This window comes from Pseudoalteromonas sp. S16_S37, assembly GCF_014694405.1.
Classification (GTDB): domain Bacteria; phylum Pseudomonadota; class Gammaproteobacteria; order Enterobacterales; family Alteromonadaceae; genus Pseudoalteromonas.
Genome location: NZ_JAAUWV010000021.1, coordinates 18515 through 41642, shown reverse-complemented (window position 1 = coordinate 41642; position 23128 = coordinate 18515). Strand labels below are relative to the sequence as shown.

The 23128-nt window shown below is 43.8% G+C and carries 21 protein-coding genes; 4 read left to right on the top strand and 17 right to left on the bottom strand.

The annotated features are described in order from the left end of the window. Window positions 1–10 precede the first annotated feature (10 nt). Window positions 11–328, bottom strand: coding sequence for an antibiotic biosynthesis monooxygenase family protein (locus HC733_RS11195; RefSeq protein WP_190365135.1), 318 nt, complete (start codon window positions 326–328; stop codon window positions 11–13). Between the two features lie 564 nt (window positions 329–892). On the opposite strand from HC733_RS11195, the gene HC733_RS11190 reads away from it, so the two are divergent. Then, window positions 893–1723 carry a delta-class carbonic anhydrase gene (locus HC733_RS11190; protein ID WP_190365134.1) on the top strand — a complete coding sequence of 277 codons (831 nt, stop codon included), beginning with the start codon at window positions 893–895 and terminating at the stop codon, window positions 1721–1723. A 56-nt stretch (window positions 1724–1779) separates the two neighbouring features. On the opposite strand, the gene HC733_RS11185 is transcribed toward HC733_RS11190, so the two are convergent. Then, window positions 1780–2352, bottom strand: a complete 573-nt coding sequence (locus tag HC733_RS11185; RefSeq protein WP_190365133.1) for a hypothetical protein — start codon at window positions 2350–2352, stop codon at window positions 1780–1782. 347 nt (window positions 2353–2699) lie between these two features. On the opposite strand from HC733_RS11185, the gene HC733_RS11180 reads away from it, so the two are divergent. Both HC733_RS11180 and HC733_RS11175 read left to right on the top strand, forming a co-directional pair. Continuing rightward, window positions 2700–3263 carry a lipid-binding SYLF domain-containing protein gene (locus HC733_RS11180; protein WP_190365132.1) on the top strand — a complete coding sequence of 188 codons (564 nt, stop codon included), beginning with the start codon at window positions 2700–2702 and terminating at the stop codon, window positions 3261–3263. A gap of 284 nt (window positions 3264–3547) precedes the next feature. Further along, entirely contained in the window at window positions 3548–4036 is a 489-nt protein-coding gene (locus HC733_RS11175; protein ID WP_190365131.1) for a hypothetical protein, read from the top strand. Between the two features lie 83 nt (window positions 4037–4119). Here HC733_RS11175 and HC733_RS11170 read toward each other — a convergent pair whose 3' ends face one another. Both HC733_RS11170 and HC733_RS11165 read right to left on the bottom strand, forming a co-directional pair. Further along, on the bottom strand, window positions 4120–4710 hold the full coding sequence (locus HC733_RS11170; protein WP_190365130.1) for an FMN-binding negative transcriptional regulator: 591 nt from the start codon (window positions 4708–4710) through the stop codon (window positions 4120–4122). Next, window positions 4707–5282 (bottom strand): GNAT family N-acetyltransferase, encoded by a 576-nt coding sequence (locus tag HC733_RS11165; protein WP_190365129.1) that lies wholly within the window; start codon window positions 5280–5282, stop codon window positions 4707–4709. The genes HC733_RS11170 and HC733_RS11165 overlap by 4 nt, the downstream gene beginning before the upstream one ends. Before the next feature lie 142 nt (window positions 5283–5424). Here HC733_RS11165 and pdxR point away from each other — a divergent pair, with 142 nt between their 5' ends. After that, a complete protein-coding gene (gene pdxR / locus HC733_RS11160) occupies window positions 5425–6891 on the top strand; it encodes a MocR-like pyridoxine biosynthesis transcription factor PdxR (protein WP_190365128.1) in 1467 nt (488 codons plus the stop codon). Here pdxR and HC733_RS11155 read toward each other — a convergent pair. From HC733_RS11155 to HC733_RS11095, 13 genes are all read right to left on the bottom strand, one after another. Continuing rightward, the gene (locus tag HC733_RS11155) at window positions 6878–7366 is read right to left on the bottom strand and encodes a SixA phosphatase family protein (RefSeq protein WP_190365127.1); all 489 of its coding nucleotides are present in this window, start codon (window positions 7364–7366) and stop codon (window positions 6878–6880) included. The genes pdxR and HC733_RS11155 overlap by 14 nt on opposite strands. A gap of 85 nt (window positions 7367–7451) precedes the next feature. After that, on the bottom strand, window positions 7452–9152 hold the full coding sequence (locus HC733_RS11150; RefSeq protein WP_190365126.1) for an acyl-CoA dehydrogenase family protein: 1701 nt from the start codon (window positions 9150–9152) through the stop codon (window positions 7452–7454). After that, window positions 9145–9819: a 4'-phosphopantetheinyl transferase family protein gene (locus tag HC733_RS11145; RefSeq protein ID WP_190365125.1), complete on the bottom strand. Its 675-nt coding sequence runs from the start codon at window positions 9817–9819 to the stop codon at window positions 9145–9147. The genes HC733_RS11150 and HC733_RS11145 overlap by 8 nt, the downstream gene beginning before the upstream one ends. A 1-nt stretch (window position 9820) precedes the next feature. Continuing rightward, window positions 9821–10132, bottom strand: a complete 312-nt coding sequence (locus tag HC733_RS11140; protein ID WP_190365124.1) for a RedY protein — start codon at window positions 10130–10132, stop codon at window positions 9821–9823. Next, window positions 10133–12835 carry a PEP/pyruvate-binding domain-containing protein gene (locus HC733_RS11135; protein WP_190365123.1) on the bottom strand — a complete coding sequence of 901 codons (2703 nt, stop codon included), beginning with the start codon at window positions 12833–12835 and terminating at the stop codon, window positions 10133–10135. 27 nt (window positions 12836–12862) lie between these two features. Further along, entirely contained in the window at window positions 12863–13879 is a 1017-nt protein-coding gene (locus HC733_RS11130; RefSeq protein ID WP_190365122.1) for a class I SAM-dependent methyltransferase, read from the bottom strand. An 8-nt stretch (window positions 13880–13887) separates the two neighbouring features. Next, complete coding sequence (locus HC733_RS11125) at window positions 13888–15081, bottom strand: hypothetical protein (RefSeq protein ID WP_190365121.1); 1194 nt, start codon at window positions 15079–15081, stop codon at window positions 13888–13890. Window position 15082: 1 nt separating this feature from the next. Beyond that, window positions 15083–15787 (bottom strand): ABC transporter ATP-binding protein, encoded by a 705-nt coding sequence (locus HC733_RS11120; protein WP_190365120.1) that lies wholly within the window; start codon window positions 15785–15787, stop codon window positions 15083–15085. Between the two features lie 9 nt (window positions 15788–15796). Beyond that, complete coding sequence (locus HC733_RS11115; RefSeq protein WP_190365119.1) at window positions 15797–17053, bottom strand: ABC transporter permease; 1257 nt, start codon at window positions 17051–17053, stop codon at window positions 15797–15799. Next, a complete protein-coding gene (locus HC733_RS11110) occupies window positions 17050–18459 on the bottom strand; it encodes an ABC transporter permease (RefSeq protein WP_190365118.1) in 1410 nt (469 codons plus the stop codon). Before HC733_RS11110 ends, HC733_RS11115 begins: the two co-directional genes overlap by 4 nt. An 8-nt stretch (window positions 18460–18467) precedes the next feature. Further along, window positions 18468–19229, bottom strand: coding sequence for an outer membrane lipoprotein-sorting protein (locus HC733_RS11105; RefSeq protein ID WP_190365117.1), 762 nt, complete (start codon window positions 19227–19229; stop codon window positions 18468–18470). A 10-nt stretch (window positions 19230–19239) separates the two neighbouring features. Next, window positions 19240–20322, bottom strand: coding sequence for a nitroreductase (locus tag HC733_RS11100; RefSeq protein ID WP_190365116.1), 1083 nt, complete (start codon window positions 20320–20322; stop codon window positions 19240–19242). Beyond that, window positions 20297–23122: an aminotransferase class III-fold pyridoxal phosphate-dependent enzyme gene (locus HC733_RS11095; RefSeq protein ID WP_190365115.1), complete on the bottom strand. Its 2826-nt coding sequence runs from the start codon at window positions 23120–23122 to the stop codon at window positions 20297–20299. Before HC733_RS11095 ends, HC733_RS11100 begins: the two co-directional genes overlap by 26 nt. Window positions 23123–23128 lie beyond the last annotated feature (6 nt).

The window sequence follows — 23128 nt, the reverse complement described above, 5'->3', positions numbered from 1 at the left end:
TGTCTGCAGCTTATCCATTACATGATGTTTGTGCAATGATGGCATGACGTGTCATGACGATAGAGTCTTTGTCGATGAGGGCAACGAATTCCTTGCATACTGTGCTGCTGTTGAAGGCTTGTTCACAGTTATCTAAGTCTTGTGCTGATTGCCAGTAACTGATGTCCACATATCCTTCATTATCTTGCTGGGTAGCAAGTGAGCGATACATAAATCCAGGCTGTTGGGTTAAAAACTTCTGAAAGGCATCGCTTAGCGGTAGAAAGTCAGCTTCGCTCACACCGTTAGCCAGTTTAAATTCAACTATTTCAAATACATTTTGAGACATATGATTTCCTTAATTGGTTGGTTTGTTTAACTCGGAACAATTGAACCACATGCGACTGTCAGGGAATGTCAGGAGTCATTGCAACAGTAATAAAGCTAGCTGTAAGGGAGGATTAAAGCGCGACTATTAATAATCTGATAGTTAAGTATTTATATTGGTACTAATTTAAGGTCGGATTTTCTAAAAACCACACTCATCACGCGCTCTTTTCAACAAAGTGTATACGGTGGCTTTTTACCGCAAAGTAATAAAACTGAATAACACTGCAAGGGAATCAGGGTTAAGGTGTAGATTATTGTGTTTAAGTTTATTATGTTGTTATTTATCAAGTTGTTATATTTTCAAGATTAACATTTTTTCCTCAATTAACGTTATGGTGTGAATATATAATTCATGCTGACAGAGGCGGTGCAGAGTAAACCCGTTTTAGCTTTAGCTTTGGCGCTGTGTACGACCTTTGCTCGTTTTTTTCGATGTAAATGACTGTAATAATATGATTTTTAAATATAAAAGCTGCTATTACACTTTTCTTTTTCCCGCCTACCTTTTTAGAGGAACCAGAAAATGAAGAATGAATCCGTTTTAGCTATTGCGTTAAGTATTGCAGTGCCAAACGTGGTATTTGCCTCAAATAATCATGCCCATAATAATGTCAAAGAGCACGCCTCAGATGTAAAGGCGTTAACATTGTATGGTCCGCAATCGCCAAGAGATATTGATAGCGAAAAAGGACACAACCCGATTATTTTCTCAAAAGCGCCGAAGCGTTCAGTACTAAACTTATGTAATATTCATTTTCATAAAAATGCTGAGCATCGCGGTGGAGAGTTTACAAAGCCTGTAAAGGCGGGCTCTAGTCAAGCAGGCTTTTTGTATTCAGGTCAACTAAGCGAATATGAGCGCCAGCCACTAGAGCAAGCAATATGTCAAAATAATGATGATGGCTTGAACTCTGGGGATACGATTGAATTACATTATGTTTATACCACTGCCCCCGTTCAACCTGGTGCTACGTTAGGTGCGTGTTTAAGTGAGCACATCAAAAACCCACAGCTGCGTGTAGAAGCACAAGTTATGGTATTAACCAATGACGGTTATGGTGAAAACTTCAATACACTGAGTGAGTTTGCCCAAGTAGATGGTTACTATCAGGCTGTGAACCTGCCCACAAAAACTGGTACACCTGTAGAATATACGGGATCAACAACTGGACCTAGCTACAATGATAAATCTTCACCTTTTAAAGTTACTTGGAGTGTCCGCCCTAAGGTATTAAAAACAGATATCAATAGCGTGGCAAAGTGGTGTAAGCAAAATCCATTTAATGAAACTGCAGCGCATGGAGTAAGAGATTTAGTGACAGCTCCAGAGCATTTATCACCAATGTTACAGTAGCAGTTAAACATAGAGCCGACAGAGGTAATATTTAAGTCGGCTCAATATCTGGCAGGTTAGATGTGTTTGATAAAGGCGTCACAAGGTTTGGCCGTTTCTCCGGGCTCTAAAATTTGTATATGTGAGTTTTCTAAATCTGCTACAAGTGGCTTGATTGTTGATTCGAATCGTTTGGCTGCAGACTCTACATTTCGCCCTTGTTTCTCTAGTGCATTAAAGTCGCCTTCATGTGCATCCGCTAGTGCTTCTAGTTGTTTTGATAATCTTTTTTGCTCGGCTAATAGGGTTTTGTCTATTGTGAATGTTTCGTAGTCTTCGACAAAGGCTTTGCGTGACATAGCTTCTACTTCACGCCCAAGTGTACTCATCTGCTGTGAAACGGCGTGAATTGGTTTTTCAAGCTTGCGCATGAGTTCTGACTGCTCCTCTAGTGCCAAAAAGCTATTCACTTGCTCTTTATTTAAATGCTTCTCAAGTATTTTTTCGCAATCATTGAAAACCAAAATTCGATATTCATCTTTGTTAGCTGTTTGTATATTCGAGTCTTTCTTTGTGCTACTGGCAAAAGATGTAGAAATATAAGCGACCGTTACTCCTACACAAACTGTTGTTGCAATACGTTTAAACATGACTGATTCCTTTAGTAACTAAATTGGGTTTAAAAGGTTAGTCGCGTAGATTTTCAAAAAGGTTTAAAGCTAATTTAAAGTAATTAAATTGATTAAAATAGTTCGGTTTTTTCGATGTTATAGTCTGCAATAATGTGGTTTTATTTTATTAATGGCAGCTATACACTGTACTCGTTTTCACACTTATCCCTTCATGATTACCCATGATGTTGGCCGCGTTAAGCGGCCTTTTTTATGCCTGTCAATTAATTCATTGAACAATGTCATTCAGTTAATAGCCATACAATAGCTGCTACGCTATAACTGCATAAGGGTAGTCAAATTTGATTCACGCATGGAGTTATAAAATGAAAAACAGTTTTATGGTTTTTGTACTAATGAGTATTTTGCTTACGGCTGGGTGCGCAACGTCTGGCGGCGCCTCGGTTGAACAAAAACGTGCTGCAGTTGAAAATATGCGTAGTGATGTACTCTCTAGGTTGTACGAAGAAAAACCTGATGTACAGCAGCAAATCGCAAATTCAGCGGGCTATGCAGTATTTGACAATGCGAATGTTAACGTTATTTTTGCAAGCTTTGGCGGTGGGTATGGCGTCGCCGTCAACCGGCAAACAGGTGCAAGAACTTATATGAATATGGCAGAAGCTGGTATTGGATTGGGAATTGGTGCCAAAGACTTTAGCATTGTTATGGTCTTTCACACTCCTGAGGCGTTAGCAAGATTTATTGAGCATGGCTGGGCGTTTGGTGGTAATGCAGACGCCGCTGCAAAGCATAAGCATCAAGGTGGTGCCATCGCCGCTGAAGTAGTGGTAGATGATGTAACCGTTTACTCTTTGACACAAACGGGTCTTGCATTACAGGCCGTTTTAAAAGGCACTAAGTTTTGGGTAGATAAAGACCTGAATTAGTAAATATTTAGCGCGAAAAACACCCACTTTATACCGAAAACGTCAATTGAACAGATTGGCGTTTTTTACTTTCGGTTATTTTGAGTACAAAATCGCGTTAAAATATACGTTTATTTAACTTTGGTGTGTTTTATTTTGCTTTTTTATCCCTCCTATTAACATATTAATATTTAGCTATGAGAAATTAGCACATAGAGTCATCGTACATGTAGGGTTGAAGCGTTTTGACGCGACAGTGCAAATCCTATTTTGTGTGGAAATTGTTAACAACAAGGAGGTTAAAAGTGCATTTATCAACGGTTCGTGCCGTGCCTGATCATGGATCTGTATTTGTTAATACTGCAAGCAGAGAAACTGAAAGTACCTCTCTGTTGAGTCGTATTATGCAGCATTTATTTGGCGAGAAGAAAATAGTGCAATTAGGTAAGGATATTTATACGCAGTGCTCAGGTGAGCTTGGCCTTTCAAATGTAGTTAAGTATCGCCTAAATAATCAGTCTGTGTACGTGAAGCATGTGTTTATTGAACATATGCGCGGTACTATTAAACCTAAAATTACGTCGAATGATATTAACTTTTTTAGAACGCTAGACAAGGTTGCAATGCGTTGTTACGTGCTAGTGTATGTAAGAAACCCTTACACCAAAAACTATGATCATGCGCTTTTTTTGGATGATTTTGAGGCTATACAGGGCATAAAAAGTGAAGAGGCGGCTAGGCGCTTAGTTGATTTGTCTCAAGCTGCACAAATTATTCGCAATATACTTCTCTAGTTATCAGTAAAAAGGCACAGAGGTTATAACGATGCTTTATACCTCTGCTTTGTATGTTTTTATTAGGCTCTTATAGGCACCAGCTAGATTTGCTCGGCGAGCGCTGTGCTGCCTTGGTCTGATAAGCTCTGCTTGATTTGCTCTCTCACCCGCTGTGGTTTATGTTGGCTTAGCTTAAAGTGGCCTTGCCAGTTATTTACGCAAATCGTGAAAAATTCAATGTGTTTAAACATGGCATCACGCTTTACATCATCAAGTGCTGATACAGGCCACGGGTTTGCAAATGATTGTTCAAAGTGGTCGGTAATAAAATTCATCATACTCAACTTTTGCTCATGTTCACGTACGAATATTAGCTCACCAGTCAGTTGAGTGTTGGCATAAAGCCAAGTTGGTACAACTAATTCATCACTATGATTGGGAGATAGATAGCCATTAGGGCCATGAAACAGCATCTTTACCTTGATGCTTTGGTATTGGGTAAGTGGATTGTTCGCTGCAACATGACCAATAAACAGTTGTTGTGACTCATCAAATACTAAAGGGGCATAGATGGCGTCATTAAGTTGCTCACTCTCAGATGCAAATAAAATAGTAGCTAAAGGCGCTTGCTCGACTAAAGCTAAAATTCGCGCTTGGCTATTATCTTGAAAATATGCCGCTGGGTAGGTCATAGTTTTGCCTCCAACTGCTGCTTTATGTCAGGCCACTGGCTGTCAATAATGCTAAACAAAGCACTGTTTCTAAAGCTACCATCAACGAGCTTTCTATTTTTAAACTGAATACCTTCAAAGCGAGCACCTAGTCGTGCAATGGCATCTCGCGATTGCTGATTACTTTCGTGAGTGCCAAATGTGACACGCACAAGTTTGAGTGTTTCAAATGCGTATTTTAGTAACAGATATTTGCTGTGGGTGTTTATGCAGCTACGCTGCCACGGCACACCAACAAAGGTGTGGCCAATCTCAGCACTCAGGTTGTGTTTATCTAGTCTAAACAATCGAGTAGTACCCACAATTCTTTGCTGGGTATTGCAGTAAATACCCATCACCAATTGCTGATGTGCATCAAATTGTGCACTGTTGTGAAACCACTCACTAAGTATCTGAGGTGTTTTGCAATAGTTATCTAGGATCCAACGCCAGAGTTTAGGGTCTTGTCCAGCATTGAAAAGCTCATCTAAGTGACTTTCTGATAAGGGCTTTAGGCTGACTTTCTCTGTGCTTAAAGTACGTTTTTCTAACATATCATGACTCTTTCGATAGTAATAATATGGGCACTTTAAAAACATTCTGGTTGCAACTAAACAACCAGATTGTATTTTTTAACTAGACCAGAATGCGTTGCTAGGTTAACTTTAAAGCAAATCTTTAGATGAGTAATAACACGTGCATCCATTCGAATTTAAAGCGAACGAGGGCCAAGAGGCCATCTATTTGCAACTGGCAAACACTTTGCGAGACGCCATCAAAGCGGGAAAGTTGCTAACGGGCACCAAGTTGAGCTCAGCACGTGCTATGTCGGTGGCCTATCAGTTAAATCGGCATACGGTTATGAATGCGCTGCAGCTATTGGTTGCAGAAGGTTGGTTAGAGTCGCGTGAAAAGTCTGGTTATTTTGTTACCAGCACTTTGCCAATAGAATCTAGTTCAGCACAACAAAAGCAGCCCGCCTACGAGAAAAAACAGCTCATTTTTGCCAGTCCACTACCAGAACCAACCACGATTAACATTAATCACTACCAGTACAATTTTGCTGGTGGCTTGCCAGATATTCACCGCTTTCCTTTTAATGAGTTTAAAAGTGCTTTAACAAAAGCATGCAGATATATCGATATTGGTAAGTTACACTACGGTGAAATTGGTGGTACAAGCGAGCTTAAAGCGCAAATACAAGCCTATTTGTCACGTGCAAGAAGTTTAAAGTGTAATGATTTGCTGATATGTAATGGTTCGCAAGAAGCATTGTTTTTGGCAGCCAGCGTTTTTATTTCGCCGAGAGATTATATTGCCTGTGAAACACTTGGCTACCCGCCGGCGAGGCGTGCCTTTTCGGCCTGTGGTGCTTCGTTGATTGATATTAAGCAAGATGAGCAAGGGTTATGTGTTGATGATTTTGCCAAGCAATTGCGGCAATACAAAATCAAAATGCTGTATCTAACGCCACTACATCAATATCCGACAACCGTAACTTTGTCACCAACACGGCGATTACAAATCTATCGTCTTTGTTATGAGCATGGTGTGGTTATCATTGAAGACGATTACGACCATGAGTTTCACTATCAATGTCAGCCATTACAGCCAATGGCATCGGATGATCCAGCTGGGATTGTGATTTATATTTCGACGTTTTCAAAATTGATGTTTGCAGGTGCCAGAGTCGGTTATATCACGGCCAGTGATGAGGTGCTCTCGCAAATGCGTGCGTACAAACAACTTATCAATCATAAAAATGATGTATTGACTCAATTAGCGGTAGCCCATTGGATGTTTACTGGAGATTTTGAGCGTCATCTTAAGCGCACAACTAAGCTATACAAAGCGCGTTACCAAGCGATGGCGGATACCTTAACACAATGCCAGCGCCAAGGGTTGCCGCTTCAGTTTTCAAAACCCGATGGGGGCATGGCGATGTGGGTGAATTGCCAAGTGAACGTATCGGATGTGAAGCGCCGTGCACACGAGCAGGGTATCTATTTGCAAACTGAAGATGAATTCTATTTTGCGCAAAGTGTGCGTTCACTAAAGCCAAATACGCGTGATGTTAGCCATATTCGGCTCGGTTTTGCAGGGCAAAGTGAAGCACAGATGCATGCTGGGCTTATGGCGCTGATGCGTATTATTTACTCTTGATGTCTGAGCTAAGTGTTAATACGTGTGCTTTATTTTTATCAGCAAAAGACACCACAAACACTTTGTTAAATTCATCTTCGGCAATACTGACTTGTTTTGCACTGAGTAAATTAACGAGCTCAGGAGTGGTGTTACTGTGACCTGCCACCACAATATTACCTTCAAGCTTTATTAGCTGTTCGGCAAAGGCTTTTAAATTACTGGGGTCGTAGCTTTGCACTGACAAGTTATGTGTGTTAGCCAAAGGTGCGATAGTTTGTTGGGTACGCTTGTAATCAGTACTAAATAAATGACTGATTGGCAGTTCACTAAAAAGTGTTGCTAGGTGGTGCGCTCTTTGTTGACCTGCTTCGAGTAATTCGGGGTTCGGACCTTTAGCTTTTTCGGCGTGGCGAAATAAAATAATGTGTTCAGGTAATGCCAAGGCGGCATTGCTTAGCAGCAGTAAAGGTAAAAAAAGGTTTTTAATTTTCATGATGTTATCTTTTATAGTGACAGCCAGACAACTCTAGCAAATGCTGAGTTGCCTGGCAATGTCCCTTTATTGGCGAGGTGCGAGCTTACTTTGCCAATGAGATAGGGAACAATGAAAACAACTTATGTTGCTGGTTTTGATCATCTAATGCCTCAAGTAGTGCTTTTGAAGGCAACCACATGTCATCATCATTGAGTACTAATGAGAGCAAATCAGTGGCGATGTCAGCATTACCAAGCAATGGATGCGTTTCGTTATGAATAATAAATAGCGCGCAACATGCTGCACTTAATAGTGTTGTATATTGTTTTGCTTTATTAAAACGAACAACGCTGGTTGGCTCATTTTGTTCGGTTTGTTGTAGCGTTTGTACATCATCGCACCAGCTTAAAATACGCTGTTTCAGTATTAAACACTGGGTCATGACTGATGGTGGAAGGTGGTTTTGTGAACTATCGCAAAAGCGTGCCAAAAATGCGCTAAGAATAGGATCTTGGCCTGCATTATTGACGGCAAATTGCTGTTGGTCGAATGCTGCAAATGGTTTGCTTTCATCAAGGCGAAACCACAGGCTTAACTCTTCGTGGCAACTAGGTGTTTTTAGTAATTGTGCTGAGATAGCGTTAGTTTGCGCCGAGATCAAACCAAGATTTACTTGGCTACTGCCATCAAACAGTGAAACAACCGCATTGTCTCTGAGCATTTTTTGGAAAATACCACTACAGTGCTCTTCGCGTAAATAGTACCTTGCGCCCAAAATGACCTTGAGTTCATCAAGCGCCAGCTCAGTCTGGCGTGGGACCCAATATTTACAAGCGGCAGAGTACATACTTAGTGAGCGACTGGCATGACTGACCGCCCGAATGCTCGCAGTTGCAAGCATTTCAGCTAACAGGAGCTTGGCAAAACTACGTCCTAGTCCTTGTTGCACTGTTGGCATTGATAGCACTGTTTTTTGATAAAGTGCGCGATTTTGCGCGAATTCATATGTCACGCGTAAACAGGTATCAAATGCGCCTAACGAGAAGCCGGCGCACAAGATTCTAGAGACCTGCAGTGCTTTAAGCACGCCAAAAATGCCCGGTTCGGTGGTTTCAATTAAACAATCTTTAGCCACTAACGTATTGTGAAAACGGATACCGCTGATATCGGCACAGCGGATGCCGTGGGTTGCGATTTTTTCGATGTTTCCATAATCACTGAGCTTTGCTTTATCAAGCAGCATCACAACTAAAGACTCTCGTCCATTTGGCTCAATTTTGCGTACTAACAAGGTCATGGTATGGCCTTGGGTGGCGTTGTTAATCAGCCATTTTTCGCCGTTGAGTCGATAACCGTCTTGGTCAACTGTGGCGGTGACTTCGCTGGCTAACAAATTGCTACCATGTTTTTTCTCAGTCAGCGCTAAACAACCTAAGTGGCCTTGCAAAATATGGCTGCTCAGTAGTTCTTTTTGCGTGTCGTTGCCACATAACCAGACGGGTAAGGCGCCTAGCATAGTTTGGCCACTGGCGATTGCGGCGTTTAGGTCGCGTCTTGAGACCAGTCGACAGGCCATTAATAGCTCTGAAAAATCGCTTAATGTTCCACCTAGGGAGCGAGGGACAAATCGGTCAAAGTAATTCAAGCTATGTAAATGACTTAAGTATTCCCTTGGGAATTCTTGCTGCTCATCAATTGCCACAGAGCGGGCAAAATTAATGGCTGATGTATCTTGAGTCGGATCACCAAGGTTGTTTTCTAGGTGTTGCGCCGCGTGTATAAAGGCGTTGTTGTGTTCATTCATAATATGGCTCTAGGAATAGAATATCGTGTTGTTTGAGCTGCCATCGGTTATAGCGCCATGTTTTCTGGATTGGCTGTTTTTTATGTATTGCGTTGCGAACCGTAAGCTGTTTGTGTGTTGTGTGTTCAAGCTCAACAGCGCTGCAAAACTGGGTAAATGGACCAAAGCCAGCTGCTTTGTAAAGCGCTTCTTTAATACACCACAGTTGGCTGATGCTTAGATTAGGGTGAGCCTGTTTTTCTTGTGGACTTATCCAAGGTGTTGGCAGTGCCGAAAAGCGCTCGCTGAACTCTAAATCTAAACCCACAGGGTGGTCACCGATTGCAGCGCCTGCAAGGGTGTTACTGTGGCTAATGCTTAATGGACGGCCTGAGCGCGCGCAAAATGGCGCGCCATTGGCCGTTTTTTTTATTTGTATCTCTGCGCTTGGCAAGGCACTGAAAAGCGTATTTTTTAACAGCCACTTAGCCCCCAGCCGAGCACCCAACCAAGCAAGCGCTTGGCGTTTGTAGGGCTTGCACGTGTATTGAGCATGTTCATCTTCACTGAGCTGTGCAAGTAAATGCTGCCGTTGTGAAGGTACACCCAAGCGCCGCTGTAATACATCGAGATGCACGATGTATACGGCGCTGTTACTGCTGGGATAGTAGCAAGTTAGCAACGGCATTTTACCACTGATAACCCGGTGCTAGCGTATCAGATTTTATGGTTTCAACCACGTCAGCCAACTCACTAAAGCGAGCAACCAAAGATTGAAACAGAGGAGTTTGCATATCTTGCTCAAATGCCGCTAAGCTGGTTACTTTTACAACTTCTACATAGTCATAATCACAGTTAGAATCGGTCACTTTGCTTACCACAAAGCGCTCTACCGACGCCAAATCGTGACAAGCTAGGTAGTCAGTGTCTGTCACCCACTGTTCAAAAGCAGCACGGTTATCAGCAGATTTAAGTTTAATTTTATCAATGATAATAGACATTTAATCGTCCTTTTTTAACGTTACTAGGCCATTTTCGGCGTCTACAATGATGTGATCGCCCGTTTTAATTAAAGCGCTGGCATGATTGGTATTTACAACGCAGGGAATACCAAACTCACGCGCCACAATTGAGCTGTGAGAAAGCATTGAACCAATATCGGTTACCACTGCACTTGCTAGCGCAAATAAAGGGGTCCATGAAGCATCTGTGAATGGTGCAACGAGAATATCGCCTTTTTTAAACTCGCCAATTTGATTGGCAAGGTCGGTAATGACACAGGCTTTTCCTTGAGTTAGGCCTTTTGAGGTTGCTAACCCTTGAAGTGACGTTGCACTTGGGTCAAGGATCAAATCTGGCTGGCTACTTGGCTTGCCGATAAAGGTGAGTGGCGGCTCAGGGCGTGCTTGCCAGTTTTGATATTGTGCTCGGCGAGTTTGCAATGTTTGAGCTGATGTTAACTCCGTTGCACTTATCACGCCTTTTAGGTATTGCAATATTTGCTCAAAGTTGAGATATGCAACGTCATCGATATGATCTAAATGCTTAGCTTCAACAAGGCGTTTTGCCACTTCAAAAACAACGCGACGTACTAACCAAATAGAGGTGATCATACTCATGCGGGTTTCTTCTCTTAGCTTGGCACAGCCGCAATACAATGCGATAACACGCTTAATCACCCAACGTTTTGACCAGCTAAGCTCTTTGAGCAAGTCTTCACTGGTTAATTGTTGTTGCTGCTGTTGCTGTTGTAGCGCGTCGTCAACTTCATACCCTTGTGCAAGGTACAATTTGATCATTTGCAAAACATAGGTGCGATCGTCTAACCAACGAGGGTGGGTAAGCTCCATTTCTTCACGGGCTCGTACGCCATTTTCTCGCATAAACTTAGCCAAAGGGCCTTGTGAGAAACGTAATCCTTCGGTGGTATTATTTAAGAAGGTGTCTATTTCGCTGATAGTTTGATTGGCAAATGCATCACGCACGTTTGGCCATTGATCTAATGTTTGGCATAACTGCCACAGCTCTTGCGCACTGGCAACGGTGCGTAAGTTAGACATGTCGCCTTTTATTTCATTTTGCAGATGCTTACTTTTATCGCCAAGCCACTGCGCACTGAGTTCTTCTAGCAGGCCATAACATGCAAAAGCATTAATATAGTAGGGCAGATAACCCTCATGCATGGTTTTAAAGTATTTGAGCGCATGGGTCATCTCACGTTGTAGTGCGTTTAAGTCCATCGCCTCGATGTTTTGTAACTGCACACGGTCATATTCTATAAAGCGTGACTCAACCATGGTTTTAGCGCGACGTTTGGCTTGGAAAAACTCGCGGATATTTTCCTTTATCCAGTTGCGAACGCACTGTCCTGATGAATAGTTTGGGTGTGAGTGCTGCTCACCATAAGGGTTTTTATAACCAGTTAAGTCAATTGCTTCGCTACTAAAGCGCACTAAAAATGGTGTTTGGTCTTTCCCGACCGGAGTTTGTGCAAGCTGCCAAGCGGTATAAGAGACATTAAGATAAACGTGACCGCGATAGTAGGCCATGGTTTCGTCGGCTTCACCCAAATCTAATAAACCCAGCCCTTTACCACATTCAATATGTACGTTGCTTTGGTAATAACGAGCAAAAGACAAACCCAGTGGTGTCATACGGCCGGTAAAAATTTCACCGATATCCATACGTGACCATAAGATATCTTTTTGCAGCTGCTCAGAGCGGTTGCCTAAATAGAAATTTTCATCGCTATTATCTTTAGCAATAGAGGTGATCGGTCGGCTTTGCAACAGCCATATCTTGCCATCACTCAGTGTCCACTCAACATCTTGGGCTTTACCGTAAAACGCTTCAACTTGGTGAAGTAGTTTGGTTAGGCTTTTAATGGTCATTGGGTCTAAAGTAGGTTCACTTTGCATCTGCTTTGGAATATCCACTTTTTTGATTTGCCCATCGAGATACACTATTTGCTGTTGTTTATTTTGAATCGACTGAGAGATAAGCTCGTTGGTTTGCTTGTCGATAACATAGCTGTCGCTGCTGACTTGTCCTGATACCAACCCTTCACATAGACCGAAGCAGCCTTCAATTAAAAACTCGTTCTTATTGAGGCTGGTTGGGTGTTGACCAAAAGCCACCCCAGAGACGTCGCCAAACTTCATTTGTTGAATAACAACCGCCATGCTGGGTAGCTCAGTTTGTTGGCCAGTGGCTTTGCGGTATTCATATGCCGCATCACTGAATGCAGATGCCCAGCAGGCTCTCACTGCATCGAGTATTTCCGACTCGCCTTGCTGACCAAGTTTAGTTAAATGCTGCCCAGCAAAAGAGTGGCTTTGGCCATCTTCATCGGTGGCGGATGAGCGCACAGCTACCGGCCCGCTTAGATTAACCAGTTCAGAGGCTATTAAGTCTACCAGTTCGCTTGGCATTGGGTTTTCGATAATCGCCTTTGCGAACCTGCGCCATTGTCCAATACCTTCATTGATAGGATATTTAGCAAGTAGGTCACAATGAGCAATAAATGCTTTAAATACTTCAATGCTAATACAAAAACCGTTGGGTACTGGTAGTCCTGCTTGATATAGGTCGCATAGCACGGCCCCTTTGCCCCCAAATAGCGATACATTATTTGCGGGTGCTTTGGCAAAGCCTACTACGTGTTCGGTCATGGAAGTCGAAAATTTAACCGCCGTGTTGTTCATAGAAGGATTCCTTTTTCTAAATACATGTTATTTGGTTGCGGCAAAGGCGAAGTAGCTCTCACCGGGCATCAGTCGCTTGTGTTGTACTTCTTTAAACTGTGCTTGTTTTAAGGTGTTGGTTAACTGCTCTGCATCAGGTAAAACACCGCCTACATCACTTAAACTAAACCATAAATTCAGCGCAGAGATTGCACTACTGCCGCCTTGGCAGCTGGTGGTCATCAGTAACTGCCCACCCGGTTTAAGTAACTTGTAGGCATGACTAAGCACCTGCATGCGTTGTTCTTGTGGGAAGTAATAAATATTGTTGTGCAAAGTGATCAGGTCATAGCTGGACTCACCCGCTAGTTCAAAGAACGACTCATGTCTTAAATCAATATTGGTTATTTGGTTGGTGCTGAGCGTTCTTTGCGCTTGCTCTACCACGGCTAGTTGATAGTCGATGGCGGTGATCTCACAAGCAGGTAAGCGGTTATGCAAATACACTAAATATTGACCCGCGCCACAACCCACTTCCAAAATATGCTTTGGTTCAGTAGATACGCGCTTCAGACACCATTCAATTGCTTCTTCTACGAAGGGCTCTAAAATTTGTGATGAACGCGCGATGAGGCTGCCGTCTTGATCTGCAAGTTGGTACGCATGATTGTTTTGCATGCGTGTCGGGGCGCTTAGTAGCGCGTCGTAATGGTATCTAATGGCCTCTTCAAACATGGCCGCTGCAATTTGGTTTTCTTGCTTGGCAAGGTGTTTGCTGAGTTTACCTTTTAACGCATATTGGCCGTTTTTATACGTCAGTTCTTTTAGGCGCACACCACATTCAAGCCATGCGCTGAGCGCTTCTTGTTTGGTGCCATCTAGTTGTAAATGTTGTTGTAGCTGCTCAAGGCTTTTATTGCCTTGTTGCAGGCTTGCAAGCAAGCCACTAGAGTTTGCTGCGGTTACAAAACTGGTACGATAAACCGTGTCAACGTGCTTGCCCAGTCGCAAAAAAGCGAAAATATTTTTTTCAAAAATCAGTTTTTTTAATGTTGTTAGTTGCATGATTTAACCTAAAAATAATAGCGGATCCCAAGTTGAAGTAAGTCAGCAAATTGTTCAAATTCGCTGTTGCGTGTGCCTTGCTTGGGTGTCCAAGCGAGCGCTAGTCTAAGTTGTAAATTATCGCTGGCAGAGTGGGTAACAACGGCAGATAAGGTACTGTGGTTGTCGACCAAGTTATGCATGGTCAGTAGTTCGTAACGCGTTAAATCTCGCCACTCATTGCTATATGACAACGCCATATAGCGCTTTGCTAAACCCATAGGAGTTATCTGTGAGTGTGCATAACGTTGTTGCCAAAGGGTGTAGTCAGTCTGAACACCTGCCGCAAGTGATTGATACAACCACTCAAAAGTAAGGCTACCGTTAGCACCCACCTTGGTACTCATGCCTAATAAAGCGCGCTTTTGCTCTGAAGTTGTAAATTGCGCTTTAGCACTGGATGTTAAATCGCCATACAAAAGCTCGCCATAAACGTCGGCATCAAGCCAAGCTTGGTAGCGCTGTAGACTTGCTGATATATAGTGCTGTTCTTCACGAATAGCAGCAGTTAGAAGCCATACGCCTTGCTCTAAGTTGCCTTTAATTGTTTGCAGGCCTTGCAGTTTGTCGTTTTGATTAACCGTCAGGATGCTTTGGGTTTGCAACGTATCGCTGACAAAATAGTCAAGCTTGATAGCGTCTACGCCACTTTTGTAGAGCCTATCTAAGTCAAAAACGTTAAATGCGCCTAAAGGGTCCAGCGGTGAAAAAAGACGGCCCAGACCAAGCGTAACAGGTTGCCGGCCTACGGTGATATTGGCTTTGTTGAGCGCATGTTGCCAGTAAGCCCAATCGACTTGGCCATACCAAAGCTGGTGGTCGTGGCTTTCTTGCCAGTCAAGATCAAGTGCTCTATCCGCCACCGGTTGTTTAGCAAATAAACTTAACAGATTCCCATCTTTGAGATAGTCAAAGTCTAATTGCGTATGCATCACCCATATGTTGTCATTTTTTTTGTGTTGATATTCAAGGCGCGCAAATTGATTGCTTCCCCAGCTATTTTGGGAAGGCGTATCTACAGTGACTAAGTTTGCCTCGAATACACCATTTAACAGGGTACTAGACGGTGGTGCGTCACCAAAAATATCGGCAAAGTCTTCATCTGTTTCATAGGCGATTGCCTGCACACTCGTGCAGGCAATAAAAAGTAACAATGGCTTCACGCTACACTGCTACCTGTTGACCACTATTATTGGTGTTGACGTCTTTGACAATCTGACCATCTTGCAGATGAATAACACGATGCGCTCGTTCAATAACACGCGGGTCGTGCGAGCTAAACAAGAATGTGACACCCAGCTCTTCATTCAGTGATTGCATTAAATCCAGCAAGCTCTCTGTTGAGCGAGAATCAAGGTTTGCGGTTGGTTCATCTGCAACCACCAGCAATGGTTGGGCTGCAATGGCTCTGGCAACAGCAACACGCTGTTGTTGGCCGCCACTTAACTGCGCAGGGAAGCGGTCTTTAAACTCTCCTAAGCCAACGGCTTCAAGCGTTTCAATGGCACGCTGACGACGAACTTTTTTGTCGACGTTGCAAAACTCCATGATCATTTCCGTGTTTTCCAGCGCCGTGAGTACCGGCATCAAATTGTATGCTTGAAACACAAAGCCAATTTTCTCGCGACGAATATCGGCCAACTGGTTATTATTTAACTTGGCGACATTTTGCCCATCAAATTCATAGCGACCTGAGCTTGGCTTATCGAGTAGACCAATAATATTGAGTAATGTTGATTTACCAGAACCAGAAGGGCCTGCAATAACCGTAAACTCACCTTGTTTTACTTCTAAATCTAAGTCTTTTAGGCAATGAAACGACTGGTGTTTGTCAGAAAATATTTTGTTAATTTGGTTTAATTTGATCATGATAGTTCCTTAAGATTCTTGACTGGCTGCAACAGGTGAGCGGTGTCCAGCGCGGATCGCTGGAATAAGGGTGACGAGGATAGTCAAAACAAAAACGAATAAAACGCTCAGTGACAGCTTGTTGGCTTCTAAAGTTGAGTAAAACTTCTCAGGTAGTAACACCCCGCCAGCTTCCATTGCAGTGCCAAATACTTCTTTAAAGTCAAGTCCTTGAGTTGCAAAATGGTGATGACCCCAAAGCCCCAGTACTAGGCCGATGGTGAGTGAAAAGGCGCTTAGGTAAATTGCTTCTAACAGCACAACTTTTGACACTGTGCTTGCTCGTGCACCCAGCGCAATCATCATTGAAAACTCGCGTTGACGTCTAAAAGTCGACATCAGTACGGTGTTAAGAATGCCTACCGCAACTACCACGTAAACGATGAGCATCAACAGATACATGCCCGCCGCATCCAGGGTAACGGCCGAATACAATTCAGGCGCAGCCGTTTGCCAAGGTAAAATATCTAAAGCTGGGAATTGTGCCGTTAAAGCCTTGGCAAGCTGGGCAACGTTGTCGCTGCCAGCACTGGTATAAAGTGCAATTTGGCTGACTTGATTGGGCACTTCTAATAAAGCTTGCAAGTCATCTATCGGCACTTCTGCCCAAAATGTGTCAAGCTCATGCAACCCAGTTTTGAAGATACCGGCCACTTCAAACGCAGAGCGTGCTAAGTCGCCACCGCTGGCAGGTTTAACCGTTAGTGTGATGGTATCACCAATGCGCACTTCGAGGTTTTTAGCCAGAGTTTCGCCAATGACTATGCCTGAAAGACGTTGCAGGTCAGCACTGTTGGCAAACGCCGCTAATGTTTGTCCTTGCACGATTGCCTTTTTATCGGCAATGGCAGATACCTGTGCCTCTATCTCTGGCTCAACGCCTGATATTGTTAATGCAACGCCATGACGACCTGCTTGAATGAGCGCATCAGAGCGTAGTCTCGCCACGGGAGTTAAGCGCTGATCCGTATCGATTAATAGTTGCTTTAACTGCTCAGGGTTATCGAGCAAATGGCTAAGCGCTGGGTCATCTCGATACTCAGGATGCTGAACAATGACATGGCCCAGTCCCATCCTAACGCCGATATCTATCATCGCTTTGTGGCCACCATCAGATAGTCCCATGAACAAAATCATCATGCTAAATGCAAATACGATGATCAGCGAAGTCAGTAGGGAGCGACGTTTGTTTCTCAACAAATTTCGTAAAGCTAATTTATGGATCATGAGGCTCTCATTCCTTGTGCTGGTACTAATCTTGCCGCAGAAAATGCAGGGTAAAGGGCGGCTAATAATGCGATAACGAACATAACAATAACTGGGATAAACAAATTATTGAGGGTAAGTTTGGCTTTGAGTGCACTGGTCATACCCACACCAGCTAAGCTAAATTCGCCAAATTGACTGATGTCCCAGCCGTATTTTTGCAGGTAACTACCCAGAACAATGCCCATAACCAAGCCTGCGATTGAGGCCATAAAGGTTAATACCAGCGTCTCTACGGTTACTAACCAAACAACATTAGGGCCTTTTAACCCTAGTGCTTTTAGCAAGCTCAGTTCTTTACGTCGCTCCATGACACTTACGAGCATGGCATTCATAACGCCTACGCCCGCAATTAAAAAGATAATGAATACCAAAGTGCCCATCAAAGCTTGGTTGGATTGGATCAGTGCCAAGATGTCAGGGCGCAATTGTGACCAAGTTTGCACGCTCAATTTAGGGTAGCTTGCACCGAGCACATCACTGATCACTTGCTGTGCTAAATCCACTTTTTGAAGATCCAGTGTAGAGATAGCGATTTCATGACTTTGATTTGGCAGCTGTAGTAATTTTTGTAAGTCTTGGATATGAAAAATCATGCGAGTACGGTCGATTAGATCGGTACCTTGTCGACTAATTCCCGCTACTTGCAGGTCTAAAGATTGCTGCGCACCTTGCGCGGTTTCAAATAATAGGGTGATTTCATCCCCTACATTGGCTTGCAAGTTTTTAGCGAGTTTTACGCCCAAAATGACTTGCGGAAGGCTAAAGGGTAAAGGTGCTAACGTGTCGATCAGCTCATTAGTATGAGATTGCAATTCACTGCTGTGGGTGTCGAGGCCATCTAGCTCAGCAAAGGCATCAGCAATGGCTTGTTCAGTGAGCTGCTCATCAAGTGCGAGTTGCTCTTTGCTTAGGGCTTGACCTGTAGGCCAAGGTGTTGGTTCAGATAAAAACGACCCGTTTACAATTTGTTCAGCCAGTGATGTAACTTGACGCTCATGCTTGGGTTCAACGCCTAACAAGCTAACGCCAATAGATTTATCACCCTTACTTAAGTAACCAAAACTGTATAGCCTAGCTGCCGCGGCTTTTACCGAGCTAAGGCCTCGAAGCTCAGAAACTACTTGGCTATTATTTTCAATGGTTTGCTGCAGTTGGCGTTTTGCAAGATAGTCTTGCTCATGAACCTGTATGTGGCCCACTTGGCCTTGGGTGGTGCCCGTGATCAAGTCATGGCTAAGCCCATCCATAATCGCCAATGTGGTAATACAAAAACCGATCCCTAGGGTTATCCCCAAAGCGGTTACTGAGCTGCGCTTTCTATTACGCAGCAAGTTACGCCAAGCGAGGCGAATGTATAATTCCATGCGACCTCCTACAGAAACGCTTGTTCAGTGAATTTGCTGGCAGCTAAGTCACTATTGAATTTTATTTTTTGATAATGCATACGTGTGTATTCGTCGGGTTTGTCAGAAATTCGCATTTCCATCACCGTAGGCACTTTGAAACCATCCATCAGTTTTACATCGCTGTATGTCAGGGTGCGCTCAGGTTGTTCATCATTATTGCGGCGGTAATAAGTCACTTGTTCAGGAAATACGCGACCCTCTTCAAGATATAGACGGTACATTACTTTGCCCCATACCACGGGTGCAGAGGGCAGAGGTGTTAGTTCAATCAGGTGATAGTCACGATTATCTTGTTGCCATGATTTGGCTGATTTATAGGTATAGTGCGTTGCCAAGTCGGTTTCGCGCATCAGATCATCATTACTAAAATGGCTACCCATCCAGCTTGATGCCAGCATGGAGCTACTCATCACTGTGGTTCGCTTATTGCGTGGTTCAAAAAATGAAATGCGGTCATCCACTTTGAGTGTGACATTGCCACGCCAAAGCGCTGGGCCTAACATACGTACCATTACTTTTTGTTGTTCAGTACGGTCATCAGTGAGCACTAACAGGGTAAAGTCGCGTTGATATTCAGCTTTATTGATTGCCATTGAGAGCACAGAAGCCGATGTTTTTGAGCGCAAAATCCGCTCTGCGTTGTCAATCCATGACCCCAATTGGTCTTTACTATTTGCGCTTGCGCTATTGCAGAGCAAAACGATAAAGAGGAAAAATAGTTTTTTCATAACGGTCCTTTTAGTGTTGCGTTAGTATTCGAGATAAAGAAGTTCGATAGCGAAACTGAGTAATAAAGCTTGGCTCGCTATCGCTTCTGCCCACACGGGCGATAAACATAGGTGAATGTTGCACACCTAATGTGTGATGAAGCGCAGTTTTTGCGTCAGAGTGTTGTAACAATACACTCAGAGGATGGACTGCAAGGTTTTGCTCGGTTGCTTGTAACCAAGCCTCCAGCATGTATTCTCCAGCTGCTAACCAAGCGGTGGCATCGGCTTTATCACTGTGGCACAAACAAATGAGCTGTGAGCTTTGTTCACTTAACATGGCAAGCATGTCGGCCATTTTTTGTGCCATGCCAAATTTGTTTAAAACAAACATCACGTTTGGATGCAAAAGCATCTGATTCAAGCGACGCTTAAAGCTACCCAAAGGCCCCATTAATTGTTGAATATTGAAGCCACGGTCTTTTTTAGCATGTTTACTTTTTGCAAAATCAATAAATTGATAGGTTTCTTGCCAGGCCTTGCGATGGCTAAAATCAAGTGCGGCAAAGCGCGACACTAGTTTTGCGATTTGTGCCTGCTTTTGCGGTGTTATTTGCAGCCAATGTAACTGCTCACTTGGCCAAATTTTGCGTGGCAGCACATCTTCTTGCCATCGCAAAGGCTTGTCTGCGTGCAGCGCTCCACGGTGTGTATAGCGGTTTTGCAGTAACTGACTTATGCGTACAAAGCGTGCTTCGTCTTCGCTATTTGGTTTTAATGTCAGATACACGGTCAGTACCCGCGTATCTTCATTATCAATGACGCTTAAGTTAGCCGCATCGCTTTGCACCTTACATACCACGCCTGAGGCTTCTAGTAAGTTGATTAAAGCGCAGCTAAAGCCTGCCAAGCTCATAAGCATTTCATTTTTTAATGAGCTGAGCGCATTGATAGTATGCTCACTATCAATGCTAATGCTCACCGTGCCATCAAAAGGCATGTCAGCGTGATGTAAATGTACGCTCCAAGGCTGGCAATTGTGTGATGATGGCACCAGCTTTGCCAGCTCAATACATTCGCCAACAACGTTAGCTAACGGCTTGCAATGAGTCATTTTGCGGTTTCTCCTGATCTAACTCAAAGCCGTGTATTGCGGCTAAAGCTTGTACTTGCTCCACTTGGGCACAAGTCAGAGCACCCATGCTAAAGTGCGTAAAGGCGCCAGCTAAGCCAAGTAGAATAGTTTCACCACAGCATGCATAGACCTGTCCTTTGGGTAATAACATGCCAGGTAAGGTAAATTCAGGGTTTTGCGTGAGGTTGACGACACCACCACGAATGAGCTTAACGTTGGGTCGCGTTAGCACGATATCTTCGGGCACGTCTCTTGGCACCGCAACGTCACTTATTAGTACTGGCTTGTGCGGATGAATATGTTCAGCTCTAAAGACAGTTGTTGGGCTGCTGGTATTACTGACAATCACATCAGCTGCTTGGCAATCATTGAAGTTATCGCTGATCACAACCAAGCCTCTGGCCAATAAAATGCTCTTCAGCTCACGTTGGATAACTTCAGGCTTGTCATCCCCAATACGTGGCGTTAACCATTCTTTGCAGCTCTCTAAGAGTTTGCCTCCGCTTATTTGCTGCTCAACGCCAAGGTATAGTTGCTCACAAATAACCTGCAAAGTGTCATTCATATTGGTAGCACTTGCGTTACGGGTGATCAAAATCAGTTTGTGACAATGTTTGGCAAGTATCGCGCTGTGTACTTGTCCAATGTTGCCCGCGGCACCACAAATCGCAACGGTCGCTTTTTTCAAATCAATCCCGTGCTGTGTTGCACTACTTAAAACAGTATTAATGCTCGCTGCAACTGTAAGTGCATTACCTGACGTTGCCGCTGGCGTATTGTAGGTAAAATCACAGCAGTTACTGGTTACTATCGAGGTGTAGCCACCAAAGCCTACTAATTTACAGCCTTCTTCTCGGGCCAAACGATAGGCTTCATGTACTTGTGCGCGAATGACTTTTGAGCGGTTGAAGCGTCTATCAGCTTCGATGCTTTCGGCATCCATCTGAATACCATAAAGCACTAACTCAATTTCTCGGCCGCTGATTGAGGTGATTTTACGTCTTGCTAAAACACCCGGTACAGTGACAGGAAGAATATGGTGGTTTAGCTCTTCTTGTTCATATTCATCAAATACCCGCCAGCCTGGGTCAATTTCATTTAAGCTATCTTGATCGATTAGGTGACTAATAAATGCGACTTTTTCAATGCCACTTGGAATATCGTCTTCGCGCAGTGGGTGCTGTAAACGTTCGTGATAAGCAAGCTCACTGATATCTGCGTGAATAAGATGAGACATTAACGGCGCGATTTTATGTGCGCGAATAAGTTCAAATGCAGCCTTTAAAGCGTCCACTACCTTGGCAATGTTTTGATGAGCAAAGTAGCTTGACGGCTGTAATCTCAGCACACGGCGTTTACCCAAGGAGGGTAATATACGGATGTGGTGGCGATGCAAAAGGTAGCCCGCCAGCGCCATAGAAAGAACGTTTTCTTTGTCTAGGCCTGAAATCGTTGCACTTGGATGATCGCTTTGAGAAGCCAATTGGATACCTAGCATGCATCCTTTGCCTCGTACCTCAGTGATCATATCTGGATAGTCGTTGGCAAGGTCTTGCAAGGCGCTTAAAAATGCCTCACCTAGGCTTTGCGTTTTATGAACAATATCGTCGCGCTCTAGCAAAGCGAGTGTTTTTAATGCTACAGCCGAGCTTAAATCATCATCGGCAAACGTGGTGCTGTGAAGCATACTGAACTCTTGGTGGTAACGACTGGCATCAATTGCCACGGCGGAAATCTTACACAACCCACCGCCGAGTGATTTGGCTAAAGTGATGTAATCATTGGGTGCTTGGCGTGCAACACTTTCTAAAAAATGCCCTGTGCGGCCAAGTCCACATTGAATTTCATCAGCAATAATGGCGGTATCTGGGTGGCTTTGTTTTATTTCGTTAAGTAAATCGATGTACTGTTGCGCCAGAGGGACGACTCCGCCTTCACCTTGAATTGGTTCATAGATAACAGCGGCTAACTGATTGATTGGTTTAGCAACCAAGCGCAGTGGTTCAAATTCCAACTGCCAATACTGACTTTGCCAACCCGATAGTGTTTGTTTAAAGCTGTCACAGTCTTCAATAAATACCGCGTCAGGGTTGTTCGCTATAAAGGGGAGGCGTGCGTCACGGTTGTATGTCGTGGCTAGGCTGCCGCGAGTTTTACCATGAAATGCCCCTTTAAACGCGGCAACTTTAGCCGGCAAGTTGAACGCTTGCTGATTACGAAATTGCAGTGCACGTTGTAATTCTTCAATGCTTTCAATGGGTTCTTGACCAAGTAATTGCTCGGCTTTATGGAAAAAATCCTCATCTATGTACAACTCATTGCGTGATAAGCGTGCCATAAATGCACGCCAGTTATCGGCGCTTTGTGTTTGCGCTTGGCTAAGGCGCTGAAAATACTCATATTGAGCGTGCTTTAGCGCAGCTTCAACGGCTTCAGTGCCGGTATTGAGGATAATGAGCTGATATTGTTTGCCTGTTTCTCTTTGTAATTTCTCAGCGAGTACTTCTCGTAGTTGCTTAGCGATAGGACGCTGAGCACCTTGCACCCACATTGGGCGATTGGCACTTAAGCTGTGCTGCATGGTTTCGATAAGCTCGGGGTGATTATGTCCAAGCAACGTACTGCCAAATCCACCAACTAGGTCGAGCACTTCTACGCGTTGGTCATCGTGTTGCCAGATGAGTGTGTCACCACTGGCTTGAATAAATTCAGCTAATAGGCCCGCGCTATCTAATAGCGCCTCACGACTTAGGATCTCTTGTCCAATTCTGATTTGCATTTAATC